This window comes from Dyadobacter sp. HNCC25DJ184, assembly GCF_056895215.1.
This window is the reverse complement of record NZ_JBXHAQ010000001.1, coordinates 484,572-499,540: the sequence shown is the minus strand read 5'-3', so window position 1 is coordinate 499,540 and position 14,969 is coordinate 484,572. Positions and strand designations below refer to the sequence as shown.

Here is a 14,969-nt window from a genome sequence, read left to right as displayed (position 1 = left end):
AAGTGAGGAACACCGCATTAATCATATAAAGGTGATTACTTATATATGTTGGGCAATTTCAAAAATCATTGCTCATTCAGTCTATCTAAGGCCGGATTTATGAAGGATGAGAAAATTGCTGAAAGTATAAGGGTCGGGAAGAAATTCGGGTATATGGTCAAAGTCATCTGTTGCTGAATTATCTTCGAAGGAAACCTCACTTCAAATGCAACACCCGATTTCTCACTAATATGCACGCACCAATAATCCCAGCCCGGTCACCGAGTTTCGACATTTCCAACTTGCTGTCGTTGTTCACCAGGCTGAGTGAGTATTTATTGATGGCCGTCATGACCGGCAAGCGCAGATAGTCACCTGTTGATGAGATCCTTCCTCCCAAAATAATAAGCTCCGGATTGAAGATATTGATTAGCAGCGCTATACCGCGTCCGATTCGTTCTCCAATTTTTTCGATCAATTCGATAGAAAGCACATCGTCATCATGAACAGCCTGGATGATATGCTCCATTTTTACATCTTCGGGTGCAATACCAGCCTGCGTAATTACCGACGAAGATCCTTCATCAATTTTCTCCCGAAACATACGCGCCAAAGCCCAGCCCGAAGCCTCCGTTTCCATGCACCCTTTTTTCCCGCAATGGCATATTATCTCATTGTCAAACATTGGCATATGGCCGAATTCGCCAGCATAGCCAGACTTTCCATAATAGATATTGCCATCAACCAATATCCCGACTGCGATTCCAAAGTCCAGGTTCAGGAATAACACGTTGCGTTCGCCTTTGACAACGCCGGTAGAAAACTCGCCATAAGCCATTGCCCTTGTGTCGTTTTCCAGAAAAACAGGAATACCAATTTTGCTTTCGATGATCTCGCTCAGCGGTTTTTCTTCAAAATAAAAATAGGAGTAGCTATGCCCCGTTTTATAGTTGATCCGACCCGTAAGATTAATGCCAATACCCAATACCTTGTTCTGACTTACCCCTAATTCCTTGATGAAGAATGAAATATATTCACAAAGGATATCGAGCGAATCACTCGTATTGTTCAAGTCAAACGGAAGCTTTTCCGATACTTTGATCAGCTCACTCTTCAAGTTTGTGGCTCCTATATTGATTTGGTCGTGCTTCACTTCAACGCCAATGAAAAATGCCGAGTCTCCTATCAGACCATATAGCGAGGGCTTACGTCCACCGGTCGATTCAATTTTTCCAAAGTCCTGGATCAAACCTTCCTGTATCAACTCACTGATGAGCGACGTAATTTTCGGAACGCTGATCACCAGTTCTCGTGCCAGATCGGGAATGGTGGTGTTACCGGAAGTGGCAAAATAGCCCAAAACCGAACGCTTTAAATGATTTTGCCGGTTGGTTACGCCAAGTATACTCATAATAGTCTGTCAAAAATTGGATATTCAGTTTTTAAAATTCAGGCTTGCTTTCACTATCAAACGGGCAATTTAATGCAGTCAAGCTGAAATCCTTATACCTCTTTCCAATGCGTCTCCACCCCCTGTGATATAATCATCTTCTGAAAATCGGCTAGTTTGTTCGCGTCCGAATGAATGCCTCTCGGAATCGTCTTGCTTTTCACAGCCGTCGCCACCAACATACCCACCGCTTCGCCAATACTCCATTCAACTGGATGCAGGCGATAACAGCCATTGGTGATATGAGTCGTCCCGATATTTTTGTTGGCCGGCAACAGGTTATCCATTCGCTGCGGTATCAGAGCGCCCATCGGAATTTGAAATGGCAGTGATGCAAAATCAATATAGTTGTCTCCACCTGAACTTGGGTGTAAATCAATATGGTAATATCCAACACCCACACTATCTTTAAAATCAGCCGCTTTTAACGGATTCTTGTCGCCCGTTAACATCTTCCGGTTATCAGCTCCCACATGCTCTTCCAAAATCCGGAATACTGGTTTTATCCTCCGGGACTCGCGGATATATGGATACTTGGCAAGCCCGTCGTCGGTTCCCATTATGTCTTTTCGCAATCTTAAACCTTGCCATCCCGCACCTCCGTCTGGTCGGGGAGCCTCCGTCTGTAACCAATATAAAAACGACAAGCTCAATTGCTTGGCACTATTGACATGCTTTTTGAACTCCTTTTCCGAAACGTCCAATATATCTCCCAAAAAGTAGTCGTTTTGGGGCCAGTTAACAACCGTGATATCACCCGCATAGGTACCCGGCAGGAAGTTATCCTTGTTAATGATCTTTCTATAATTCCAAAGATTAAGGCTGTCTCCCGTTTTCACACCTTCAGGATGAAAGCCCAGCATCTTTTTTTTCAATGTTTTAGGATCGGAATATGCCAAATCCAGCAGCCTCCCGGACCATGGATTTTTCATTTGTGGAACCAGGTTTTGCCAAAATGCATAATCCGCAGGCTTTTCAATTACATGGTTCTCGCCTTTCACATAATCCATCGCAAAACACATCGTAAAGGACTGATTATTATGCAGATTGGCAACTTCAGGGGCATGCAGTTCGCCAGTATCTTTCTTCGATTCAGCGCCGGAAACATATTCTGTTCCTGTCAACGGCAACAGTTCGCCAGTTTCCGTTGCGTCGACGAAATAGCTTGCTGTCAATAGCAACTCCTGCCCTGATATCGATTTTTTTCCTTTCAGCGATTTTACCTGAGTGCCTGAAACATCCGCAGCTGTAAACTTAAATTCGGTCAACAATATCAACTTACCGTTACTGATATACGGCGCCAACATTTCCAAAAGCACGGCAACCGCAACTCTTGGTTCATGGCACAACCGGGATACCATTCCATCACCAGGGTTGAGAAAAGGACGCGATTTCGCATCGGCTGTTAATGGAAAATTTCGTTTATAATAATCTCTGACACCGTTTCTGAATTGACGATAAGTGGCTGGAGCTCCGTGCGTTTCAATCCACTGGTGCTCGTCGGGAGGTACTCCTTGTTGTGAAACCTGTCCTCCTATCCAATCCGTTTCCTCAGTTAATATCATAGAAAGCCCGTTTCTGAGGGATGCCAGTGCGGCGGCGCAACCGCCTAGCCCACCCCCTGCAATTACCACATCCGCTTTTAATTCTTTTGCCTTTTCCAGGGCTTGCACACCTGCGGATTCTCCGAAAGTAAACAACGGCATTCCTGCCAATAAACCTCCGACACTAAGGCTTTCAATAAAATGTCTCCTTCTCATTTATATAAGTTTTTCAATTCCAGTGGGATAATGACTCAATAGTTTTACAGCCAATTACTTTCAGTAAATTTAGAATATTATTTACTGCTTCAAACTTAATAAATAGAATTATTAATTAAAACAATAGGTTCTTGCAGGGTAGGCGGAGTTTTACGTGGAGTACAGGAAGTTAAAATGGAAGATGCAAAACGCTATATGATAATGGAGAATAATTTCATCCCTTCGGGATTCATCTTGCGCCTTTCTTCTTGACCTATAATAGTTTCATCCCTTCGGGATTTTTGAAATGTCATTTACTATTTCTAGATATGCCAAAGAAGCCTGGAAAGGCTAACACTACTATAGAAAACAAATGGTCATTATTCAAAAAATCCCGAGGGATTGATAGCTCCAAACACACCATCATCACCAAGGAAAACAACGCTGCGGAACTCCGCGTTGCACTCCTTAACTCTGCGTTTAGAACTGATAGACAACCCCAAGATTCAACCCTTGAGCATACTGAATGTCAGTACTTTGGTTGTCGTTATATACTACGATTGCATTTAGATTAACATTTACCAGCTTGTGCACCTTGGCAGTGATAGCGGCGTCAAGACGGCTGTCGATGTCCAGTGGATCTTTGATATTGGAGAAAAACTGGTATCTGAATTTTAGATTCACTTTCGGGGCGATATTCTTGTCAAAGTTTGCGACGAGCTGCATCAACGCCACATCATATTGAATTCTTTTTCCCCAAAGCACACCATAATTAGACTGGTCAGGCGTATTCATATAAAGATTTTTGTTCATTACAATGGTTTGGCGGAAGGCCCCGGGAGAAAAATCTACGAAAAAGTAAGGTGCCGGCTTGAACTCTATACCAATAGATTCGGTGATATATGCCGGGGCAAGAAAACCCGAAATCTGCCTTGGCTGAGGCGTTGAATCTGTGACCATTGAATAGTCATATCCTTTTGACAACTGCGACTGAAAATTGGCATTTGCGAAAAAGATCCAGCTTTTGTGCATCTGATAGCTGTGCTTCAAGTCATAAAAAATCCGATCCTGACTTTTTCTGAAACCCTGATTGTGGTTTTTCAAAAAACCATATTGCGCCTGAAAATCCTGGCGCCAGGACAACTTCCCTTTCCTTTGCTCGAAAAGCGCATTAACAAAAACAGCAAGGCCTGCAGTGCTTCCACCACCACCCTGCCAACTTGTGCTAAAACTCCCTTGAGTTACGTTCGCACCGATCTGAATTTTATGCCAGTTCGTGTCGCAGGAAACTTGTAGTCGAGCCTTGTTAATCGAATTTGTCAGGTCGATTATTTTTGCAACGTCACTGTAACTTTGCCCAAAAACAACGGACGCAGTTCCCGAAAAGAACATATGTACAGAGAACAAAAGGCATAATTTGAAACGGGTGTAGGATATAGACCGGAAGAATTTCATGTTGAGTTACTGACACTTATAACAAAAAAGTAATCCGGACGCCCCTAGATGACTATGAGAAAAATCCAGATTACTTGATATTATAACTCAATCAATGGCATTTTAGTCTAGTAAAATGCAAAATTTTTGCTTTTGATTCTTCCGATATTACTTCAAAACCTTCACTCCTTTAGGCGCATCAATTTTAGAAACGACGGTTCCATTCGCCTGCTTTTCATGACGAATTTTGACGACTCCGTATGGTGTCGGGAAAGTCCCCTCCGCCCAGGTGAGATCTCCCAGATTTGGCTTGATACGAATGGTTTTGCAGCCCGGTTCAACAACGCTCACACCCAACACATGTTCCGACAACCAGGCTGTTGGTCCGGAAGCCCACCCGTGGCAAAGACTATGTCTCAAATTCTTGTAGCAATATGCACCGAAATCACCATGGATATCATCTTTACCGTCGGGAACGATATCGGTAATCGGCGCAGCGTTTTTAGTCCAGGCCAGGTCAAAATCTTCCCAGAAAGTCGTCGCGCCCATGTCCAGCATCGCACCCCAATAATTACGAATACAAGTCAAAGCCCCCTGATAATCACCAGCTTTTGCCTTGGCTTCCAACATATAGTATCCATAGAAAGTCGAGAATCGCTCACACTCTCCTTGCGATATTACCTCAGAATTTGCCTTTACAGGATCAACCATACCAGCCAGCGACAGTAACGCGGCCGCTTGCTTGGAGTTATTCATTTCGGGTATATACAATTTCAAACGAGTTACGGCCTCTTTACATCTTATCGCTTCAGCAGGTTCATCTAATATCTGACACAACTCCGCCCCAGCTTCCAACGACATCACCATCATGGCCTGCAAACCAGCATGAACACCCTCCGCATTTTCGCTGGAAGGCCAGTCAAGAAACCTTGTACCGTCGAGCACTTCCTTATTGCCATCGATTTTCGCAATCAATTGTTCCAGCAACCCGACCAGATATCGCTGTTGTTTGCGCAGGTATTCCAGATCACCCTGATTTTTATATAAATCCTTGTGAATCAGAATCCACCACATAGAATATGCACTAATTCCATTCATCCAACCGGGCAAAGGTGTGATGTCGCGCGCATGATCCAGACTTTTCGCGACCACTTCATTTTTTCCAAACACCGTATTGATCGTCATCACTTCAGGATGCATATCCCCCACCCATACGAGCCGGTCACGTTTGATTCCATCCCACAAATATTCCTGCATATTGAGATGAACCGTATAGGCACCAGTGTTCCAAATTTCGTTCAATCTGTTATCATTACATTTAAAAGAACCCAGATATGGTATATCGCGGTACTCAAAAATAGCTCTCGCTTCTTTTAATTGCAGTTCACGATCTGGGTCTACGAGGTCAATTCTAACAAAGCGGAAACCAGAACTGCCTACCTGCAATGTACCCAGCCAAGGCACCTGAACTGTAAAATCCCGCATGGCGTGGTCGTTCGTGGCACCGCTGATGGTATCGATATCCGACATACATTCACTGACTGATTCTCCGAACCGAATACGAAGACGGATTGGGGTATGGTCTGCAGGCTGATCTGTTACTAGCTGAATACCACCCTGAATCTCTTTTCCAAAATCCAGAACAATCCCCGGTTTTTCATTGTCCTTACTGGAAAAAACGGCAAAATTACGATGTACCAAATCCGCCTGGCCTATGCCCTGCTTCAGCAAATTACTGGCGTCCTTGATATATTGGCCAGTTCTGTCCGACTGCCAGACGATGCGTTGCGGCGCCAGATATGCCCGCGTGCGGGAGTCTTTCAGAAAAGGAATATCGTCACCAAAGGCAGGAGGAAGCTTTTGAGCAGTAGCAAAAAAACTGGTAATCAGTAAAAAAACAAGCAGCATTAATCGGTTCACAGGTAGCTGGGATTAGGGGTGGAAAATATTTGCAAATAAAAGCATGCACAACATCAGAACTAACCTGCCCAATCCTGTCATTCGTCGCGAAAAAACCGTTGTTTGTCGATTGCATGCAGTCAAACGTAGTATTTGTGCCTCATCTTTATCTTATGGTATGCTAAAAGCCAAGCAAATCCGTTCTATTTTTGTTGTCCTTCATGAGACCGTAACCACCACTCACCCTACATGGAAGAAAATGATAAGTTCCCTGCAGACCGCGACGGGCTGCCGCCATTTGTAAATTCCTGGAAGCAGCTGTATATCATACTGATCGCTACGCTGGTCGCGCTTATCATCCTCTTTTATCTATTCATGAAAAATTTCCAATGAACTATCTTGACTGGATTGTACTTTCCCTCACTATCATTTTTGTAGTTTCTTACGGAGTATATCGCAGCCGCGAAAAACATACGATCGACTCATTTTTATTGGCGGGGCAATCCCTTCCGTGGTATCACGTGACGCTTTCGTTGATGGCAACGCAGGCCAGTGCCATCACTTTTCTATCCGCTCCGGGACAGGCATATACCGACGGTATGCGGTTTGTCCAGTTTTACTTTGGATTGCCGCTGGCGATGGTTGTATTGTGTATCACCTTTGTGCCGAAGTTTCATAGTCTCAAGATTTTTACGGCGTACGAGTTCCTGGAAAAACGATTTGATCTCCGAACCCGGACGCTAACCTCAGGACTTTTCCTTCTTCAACGAGGACTTTCGACGGGCTTGTCGATATATGCTCCTTCGCTGATATTGTCCGCGATTTTGGGTTGGAACATCACCTGGACCAACATTATATCCGGCGGACTGGTCTTAATATATACCATTACAGGAGGATCCCGAGCGGTTTCCCATACCCATATGCAACAAATGGCGATTATTACCGTCGGGATGGTTGTGGCTGGATTTATGGTTGTGAAAATGCTTCCGGATAACGTCTCTTTCACGGACGCGTTGCATGTTGCAGGAAAAATGGGTAAGACAAATGTGATCGATTTTAGTTTTGATTTGAGCAATCGATATAATGTCTGGTCGGGTCTGATCGGTGGCTTTTTCCTCCAACTCTCCTATTTCGGAACAGACCAGTCGCAAGTTGGGCGGTTTTTGACGGGAAAATCGGAAGGTCAGAGCAAGTTGGGACTGGCGATGAACGGGTTACTCAAAATACCCATGCAGTTCCTGATATTGTTGGTTGGTGTATTGGTTTTTGCATTTTACCAGTTCACAACACCACCGCTCTATTTCAATCAAAACGCGGTTAATAGTGTCGAAAAATCACAGTATGCCAATGAATATAAGGCACTTGAAAAACAACATCTGGCCATTCAAAATGAAAAGCACGGTCACGTACTGGCTTTAACGGATGCGGTTCAAAAGGATGACGAGATTGTCATTGCAAAAGAACGGACAACGCTGACCAAGCTGGAAGATGACGTAAAGGCGGTGAGAAAAGAAGCAGATAAGGTATTATCAAAAGCTACCGGATCGGAGGTCAATGATGTTAACTATATCTTTCTAAAATTTGTAATTGATTATCTGCCAGTCGGTTTGGTAGGCTTACTGATCGCTGTGATATTGTTGGCTTCGATGGGTTCTGTGGCTTCAGCATATAACTCGCTGGCGTCGTGCACGGTTATGGATATATATAAAAGGATCTATAATAAGGACTCCGACGCGTATGATTACGTGCGCTCATCGCGCTGGGCGACTTTCTTCTGGGGCGTTTTCTGTGTAGGAGTGGCGCAATACGCTTCCCGGCTTGGGAGTATGATCGAGGCTGTCAATATTCTTGGTTCCCTGTTTTACGGGGTAATTTTAGGAATCTTTTTGGTAGCTTTTTATTTCAAGAAAATCAACGGACGTGCCGTATTTTGGGGAACTATCATCGGTGAAATTTTCGTAATTATCTGCTATTGGATTGATCTCACAGCGTTTCTTTGGCTGAACCTGATCGGGTGCGTTCTTGTCATTGGGTTCGCATGGATTATTGAAAATATCTGGCCTCAAAAAGTTCAAAGTGCAAATTCATAACACTGCACGATTGGAGTAAAACTGGGAGTGCGATATATTTCTCTTATTTATATCACGTTCTTTAAGCATTTCAAAATCAGCAAGATTGCTTTGAAATTGTTTTCGGGTGACAATGATATTCCAAATGATTTAGGTCGATAAATAAAAAATTTCAGCTCTGAAATGAAACTATTCGACCTTAAAAATCCTTTATAAATACAATCTGCAAGTACGGGGGAAAACTATCAGGTTTGTTATTATCGCTCCCGCTCTGCCCTTTTACCTAGTCAAACCTCTCGTTATGAATCACTCATTATTACTCCAACCTTCACAATCGGTTACTTAATTGTAACTCCCGCTGATTGTCAAAACAATGGTGTCTATGTGTCCGCTGGTTAGTAATGCAGCAATGGACGCCGGAAATCAATTAATCACTATCAAATTTATTTACATGAATTGTAAGTCTAAGCAAAGAAAAATAATGCGTTTGTCGCTTAGTCTCGCCTTTATTTTGTTATATACTCCTTTCCTGTTATTTGGCCAAAATTCAAAAGACCTGGATAATGCAACTCTTGAAAACGTAATTCAATATGCACTGGCGAATCAGCCGGGTATCCAACAGTCAGTAATTGATGAAAAGATAACAGAGAGTCAGGTTAGAAGCAAACTGGCAGACTGGTATCCTCAAGTCAATTTCAATTACAATTTGCAGCACAATTTTATAGTGCAAACCTCTATAATCGCTGGAAATCCTGTAAAACTTGGTGTAAGAAATACCTCGGCAGCCCAGTTTGGAGTAACACAGCAGATTTTTAACAGAGATGTCCTGCTGGCTAACAGAACAAAAAACGATGTGCTTTTCCAGGCCAGTCAAAATACGGTTAATAATAAAATCAACCTGACGGCGGATGTATCCAAAGCATTTTACGATGTCCTGGCTACCAACGAGCAAATTAAAGTTTCCGAAGAAGACATTGTCAGACTGGAGAGAAGCTTGAAAGATGCCAAAAACCAATATACTTACGGGTTAGCTGATAAAATTGATTTTAAAAGGGCGACGATTTCGCTAAACAACAGCAAGGCTTTGAAAAAAGCCAATGAAGAAATGTTGAAAGCTAAAACTGAGTACCTTAAATCGATTATGGGTTTTCCTGCCGAGCAGGAACTACGTTTGGTTTACGACACTTTGAAGCTGAAGGAAAGCTTATTACTTGACACTACCCTTTTGCCGGAATATAACAACCGGATTGAATATCAGATACTTACAACTCAGCGTAAACTGGACGATGCCAACGTTACCTATAACAAATGGGCATATCTTCCGAATGTCGCCCTGAACGGCGCCTATAACTTCAACTTTTTGAACAACAATTTCTCGGATTTATATAGCAAGAATTACGCTAACTCATATGGCCTTCTTACGGTGTCCTTACCTATTTTTCAGGGTGGAAAACGGAAAGCGAATATCAACGCTGCCGAATGGAACTTGCGTCGTACCGACCTGGAAATTACGAAGTTGAAACTCAATATTAATGCTGAGTATGAAAATGCGCGAGCGGCCTACAAAGCTAATCTGGCAGATCTGGAAGCGCAGCAAGAGAACGTGGACCTGGCGCAAGAGGTATATGATGTGATTCAGCTTCAGTACCGTTCGGGTATCAAAACCTATCTGGAAGTGGTTACCGCCGAAGCTCAGCTGAGGTTATCACGCATCAATTATTTCAACGCCATGTATCAGGTTCTGGCAAGTAAGATTGACGTTCAAAAATCACTTGGTCAACTGGCCTTTTAATTTTATTCCGAATATTGGAATGAAAAAATAAACAAAGAGAAACTCAGAGAAAAAGCTACCTATCATATGTTTTCAGAATCTAAAAAATATTTCCCAATAGCTCTTCTAGCCGCTGTTTTGGCATCTTGCGGGGACAAAAATCAGCAACAACAAATGACTGCTCCTCCGGCAGTTCAGGTGACACTCGACGAAGTGAAAACCGCTGATGGCGCATACTTCGAAGAATATCCCGGAACAGTTGTACCGCTTAACCAGATCGAACTTCGTCCGCAGGTTTCCGGCTTTGTAAGTGGTGTTCATTTCAAAGATGGCGCACACGTCAGCAAGGGACAACTCCTATATACCATTGATGCTCAACTATATACTGCTAATTACGACCAGGCAGTTGCGGCGCTTGCTGTTCAGGAAGCAAATCTTGTGAAAGCCCAAAAAGATGCAGATCGTTTCCATGCACTTGATAAAGAAGATGCGGTTGCGAAACAGTTGGTAGACAATGCAGACGCCGCGTTGGAAGCTGCAAAAAGGCAGTCAGAAGCAGCGAAAGCCAATATCAAGGCTGTTCAGACCAATGTTCGTTATACCAGAATCGTGGCTCCCTTCGATGGAATTATCGGTATTTCAACTGTCAAAGTAGGCTCGCCAGTCAGTGCTGGTCAAACGGTTTTGAACACGGTTTCAACAGACAGTCAGCTTGCTGTTGATTTTAATGTGGATCAAAAAGAGATATACCGTTTCAGTAATTTCCTCAAAAATGGAAAAAGTATGGATTCCACTTTCACACTGAAATTCGGAACCGATATATACCCATACCCGGGTAAAATTTCATTGATCGACCGCGCGGTTGATCCTCAGACCGGAACAATTCGCACCCGTCTTATTTTCCCGAACCGCGACAATTTACTTCGCGCGGGCATGAACGGAACTGTTCGTGTTTTGGCTAATGCAGGAACAAAATCGATACTTATACCTAACAAAGCACTTAGTGAACAACTTGGTGAATATTTTGTATATGTGTTGGGCGACAGCAGCAAAGTGAACCAGAGAAGAGTGGACGTTGGTACTATCATTGGCTCAAACATCATCATTAAAGACGGGCTGAAAGAAGGCGAAAAAATCGCTGTGGAAGGTGTACAGAATTTAAGAGAAGGTGCTGTGGTAAGTACGGAGGCGCCAAAAGCCGCACCCGCTGCACACTAAAAAACATAATGGCACGGATACCTCATTTGAGCTCTCCGTCAGCCGATGATTGTCGCTATTTCTTTCATCAGATATTCAGAAAAAAATGATTGCAGATATTTTTATTAACAGGCCAGTCACCGCCATAGTCAGTTCTGTGGTTTTGGTATTGGTCGGCCTTATCGCCTTAACTACCTTACCCGTAGCCCAATACCCCGACGTAACGCCACCAACAGTGACGGTGTCGGGTAACTTTACGGGTGCGGACGCGGCGACGGTGGAGCAGACCACCACCACGCCAATCGAAACCCAGATTAACGGAACCCCGGGCATGACGTATATGTCTGGAAACAGTACCAGTAGTGGACAAAGCAGTATCAACGTCGTCTTCGACGTTGGCACAAACGTAGATATAGCGGCGCTTGATGTTCAAAACCGCGTGAGTGTGGCTGAACCTACCCTACCAGATGCCGTAAAAAGATTGGGGCTTACGGTTCGTAAGCGTCAGCCAAGTATCATGATCGCCCTGGCGGTGTTTTCGCCAAACGGAACACATGACGCCAAGTTCATCGGAAACTTTGCCAATATCTATATTAAAGATGCTTTGCAACGTGTAAAAGGTGTGGGAGATATTATTTCCCGTGCGGATGATTTTGGTATGCGAATCTGGCTGGATCCGGGAAAACTGGCCAGCTTGAAAATGACGCCTGCAGATATTTCAGCCGCTTTGGCAGAACAAAACCTTCAGATTGCGGCAGGAACTGTCGGTGGAAACCCTCAGCCTAACGCGCAGACATTTGAATATAGTGTATTGACGAACAGCCGGTTAAATACAAAAGAACAATTTGAAGATATCATCGTACGCTCCTCTCCCGCAGATGGAAGTGTAGTATATATGCGTGATATTGCACGGGTAGAGTTGGGTAAATTTGATTACTCTTCCAACGCTTTTGTAGACGGAAAACCTGCGGCTTTTGTTTTAATCTATCAGGCTCCGGGAGCTAATGCGCTTGATACCTACAATGGTGTTATGGCAGCTCTTGAAAAAATGAAGAAGACTTTCCCGAAGGATATCGATTATACTGTTCCGGTTGAAACTGCGTCGGTCGTGACGGTTTCCATTGAAGAGGTGTTGCACACTTTCGCAGAAGCGATGATACTGGTAATCATTGTGGTGTTTATTTTCCTTCAAAACTGGCGCGCAACATTGATTCCGATTCTGGCGATACCGGTGTCTTTGATTGGTACGTTTGTATTCTTTATTCCTTTTGGTTTTACGATTAACACACTGACACTCTTTGCGTTCGTATTGGCAATTGGTATTGTGGTGGATGATGCGATTGTGGTCGTCGAGGCCGTGCAGCATAACATTGACCATAGCAAGTTGTCGCCACGAGAGGCTACGATCAAGGCGATGAAGGATATATCTGGGCCGGTAATTGCCATCGCCTTGATTCTCGCAGCGGTGTTTGTTCCGGTGAGTTTTGTTCCCGGGATTGTCGGCAGGCTATATCAACAATTCGCCATTACGATTGCTGTTTCCGTGTTGCTTTCAGCTTTCGTTGCACTTTCGTTGACACCAGCTTTATGTGTTCTTTTGTTAAAACCTTCGAAACTGGCGACAGATAAAAAGAATTTCCTAGAGCGATTCTTCGACAGATTCAACATCTGGTTTGATAAAGTCTCGCACGGATATACCCGTTCTGTTTCCAAATGGATTAAAGCAACGCCTCTAGTACTTGTTATGATGGTTTGTCTCTTCGTTGGTCTGTTCTTCTTGTTTAAAAACAAACCGACAGGATTTATTCCATTGGAAGACGAAGGTCGTCTTTTTGTGACGTACGAAATGCAGGAAGGTACTTCTACCAACCGAAGCATTGCCATGATGAAAGAGGTAATGAAGCGTGTTGCCGCTATTCCAGAAGTGAGAACTGTCGGTGGTCTTGCCGGTCTGAACGTAATCAGCTTCTCTAACAAATCGAACGTGGGTACCATGTTTGTCAACTTGCACCCATGGGCAGAAAGGAAAGGCGCAGAACATCACGTTCAAGCGGTGATCGCAGAGATTCGCAAAAGAACCGGAGATATTCGGGAAGCCCGTATCTTGCCTATTGCGCCTCCGGCAATTCCAGGTTTGGGTGCTACTTCAGGTTTTACGTTTGAACTACAACAATCGACTAGTACAGACAATATTCAGCAATTTGAAACTGTGGCCCGTAATTTCATGGCGGCAGTGAATAAAAGACCTGAAATCGGGCTGGCATATACGTTTTTCAACGCGAGAACTCCAAGTTACCAGATAGATGTGGATCGCGAAAAAACGAAAAAACTGGGTGTTAAAATATCAGATGTGTACACCACACTTTCAACCCTGCTAGGTAGTTCTTATGTAAACGACTTCAACCTTTATGGGAGGAATTTCCGTGTCATGGTACAGGCTGATAGCAGCTACCGTTCGTCGTTAGACAAGCTGAGCAGCTTTTATGTTCGTAATTCTGAAGGCAATATGATCCCTTTGAATACGCTCGTGTCAAGCAAGTTGGTAGAAAACCCTGCGTTGATTTCTCACTACAATATATATCGCTCAATCGAAATTAACGGAACTCCGAAACCGGGCTTCAGTAGTGGACAGGCGATTCAGGCCCTTCGTGAGGTGGCCGAAACATTGCCGGCAGGATATAGTTATGAATTCTCCGGGATGAGTCTCGAAGAGATCAAGGCGGGAGATAGCACTACGCTTATCTTTAGTATATCTATCGTGTTCGTGTTCCTCTTCCTGGCAGCACTTTACGAAAGCTGGACGATTCCTTTCTCAGTACTTTTTGCCGTGCCAATTGGCGCATTCGGATCCATTTTGACACTGACATTGCTGCCGAATTTGTCCAACAACATATATGCCCAAATCGGTTTGATTACCCTAATCGGGCTTGCTGCCAAGAACGCGATTTTGATTGTCGAATTTGCCAAAGAGCGGGTTGACAGTGGGATGGATCTTATTGAGGCAACTTTGGATGCAGTCCAATTGCGTTTGAGACCGATCATCATGACCTCTCTCGCGTTTATACTAGGGGTACTTCCACTTGCTTTTGCGAGCGGAGCCGCGGCCGAATCTCGAAAGACAATCGGCTGGACCGTATTCGGTGGTATGCTTGCTGCTACCTCACTTGCTATTTTCGTGGTGCCAGTTCTTTTTGTTACTATCGAAAAACTTGCCAACAAACGCAGGAAAGAAAAGTTGGATGCGAATCCGGAGCAAATGTAATTTGGCTTTCGGACTTTGGCGGTTGGCTTTCGGTTGGTCGCCTGATTGTTTGCCGAAGCCTAAATATGAGATTCAGATTTGTAAAAAGGTGTGGAGCGATCTGCACCTTTTTTTTGCAATTTGGCCAAATAACATTGAGGATATTATTGATGATGAACTGAATAAATCC

Annotated in this window: 9 protein-coding genes; 5 read left to right on the top strand and 4 right to left on the bottom strand. The window is 43.9% G+C overall.

Annotated elements, in window-relative coordinates; all coding sequences use genetic code 11:
* Nucleotides 1-196: 196 nt before the first annotated feature.
* From AC1XUD_RS01945 to AC1XUD_RS01930, 4 genes are all read right to left on the bottom strand, one after another.
* A complete protein-coding gene (locus tag AC1XUD_RS01945) occupies nucleotides 197-1,390 on the bottom strand; it encodes an ROK family transcriptional regulator (protein ID WP_483359255.1) in 1,194 nt (397 codons plus the stop codon).
* A 92-nt stretch (nucleotides 1,391-1,482) separates the two neighbouring features.
* Nucleotides 1,483-3,189, bottom strand: coding sequence for an FAD-dependent oxidoreductase (locus AC1XUD_RS01940; protein WP_483359254.1), 1,707 nt, complete (start codon nucleotides 3,187-3,189; stop codon nucleotides 1,483-1,485).
* A 459-nt stretch (nucleotides 3,190-3,648) separates the two neighbouring features.
* A complete protein-coding gene (locus AC1XUD_RS01935; protein WP_483359253.1) occupies nucleotides 3,649-4,623 on the bottom strand; it encodes a DUF3078 domain-containing protein in 975 nt (324 codons plus the stop codon).
* A gap of 147 nt (nucleotides 4,624-4,770) precedes the next feature.
* Nucleotides 4,771-6,510 carry an alpha-L-rhamnosidase-related protein gene (locus tag AC1XUD_RS01930; RefSeq protein WP_483359252.1) on the bottom strand — a complete coding sequence of 580 codons (1,740 nt, stop codon included), beginning with the start codon at nucleotides 6,508-6,510 and terminating at the stop codon, nucleotides 4,771-4,773.
* 240 nt (nucleotides 6,511-6,750) lie between these two features.
* On the opposite strand from AC1XUD_RS01930, the gene AC1XUD_RS01925 reads away from it, so the two are divergent.
* From AC1XUD_RS01925 to AC1XUD_RS01905, 5 genes are all read left to right on the top strand, one after another.
* Nucleotides 6,751-6,894: a hypothetical protein gene (locus AC1XUD_RS01925; RefSeq protein ID WP_483359251.1), complete on the top strand. Its 144-nt coding sequence runs from the start codon at nucleotides 6,751-6,753 to the stop codon at nucleotides 6,892-6,894.
* Nucleotides 6,891-8,591: a sodium:solute symporter family protein gene (locus tag AC1XUD_RS01920; RefSeq protein ID WP_483359250.1), complete on the top strand. Its 1,701-nt coding sequence runs from the start codon at nucleotides 6,891-6,893 to the stop codon at nucleotides 8,589-8,591. The genes AC1XUD_RS01925 and AC1XUD_RS01920 overlap by 4 nt, the downstream gene beginning before the upstream one ends.
* A gap of 430 nt (nucleotides 8,592-9,021) precedes the next feature.
* On the top strand, nucleotides 9,022-10,362 hold the full coding sequence (locus AC1XUD_RS01915; protein WP_483359249.1) for a TolC family protein: 1,341 nt from the start codon (nucleotides 9,022-9,024) through the stop codon (nucleotides 10,360-10,362).
* Between the two features lie 66 nt (nucleotides 10,363-10,428).
* The gene (locus AC1XUD_RS01910) at nucleotides 10,429-11,559 is read left to right on the top strand and encodes an efflux RND transporter periplasmic adaptor subunit (RefSeq protein WP_483359248.1); all 1,131 of its coding nucleotides are present in this window, start codon (nucleotides 10,429-10,431) and stop codon (nucleotides 11,557-11,559) included.
* Between the two features lie 85 nt (nucleotides 11,560-11,644).
* Nucleotides 11,645-14,800, top strand: coding sequence for an efflux RND transporter permease subunit (locus AC1XUD_RS01905; RefSeq protein ID WP_483359247.1), 3,156 nt, complete (start codon nucleotides 11,645-11,647; stop codon nucleotides 14,798-14,800).
* The last annotated feature ends 169 nt before the right edge of the window (nucleotides 14,801-14,969 follow it).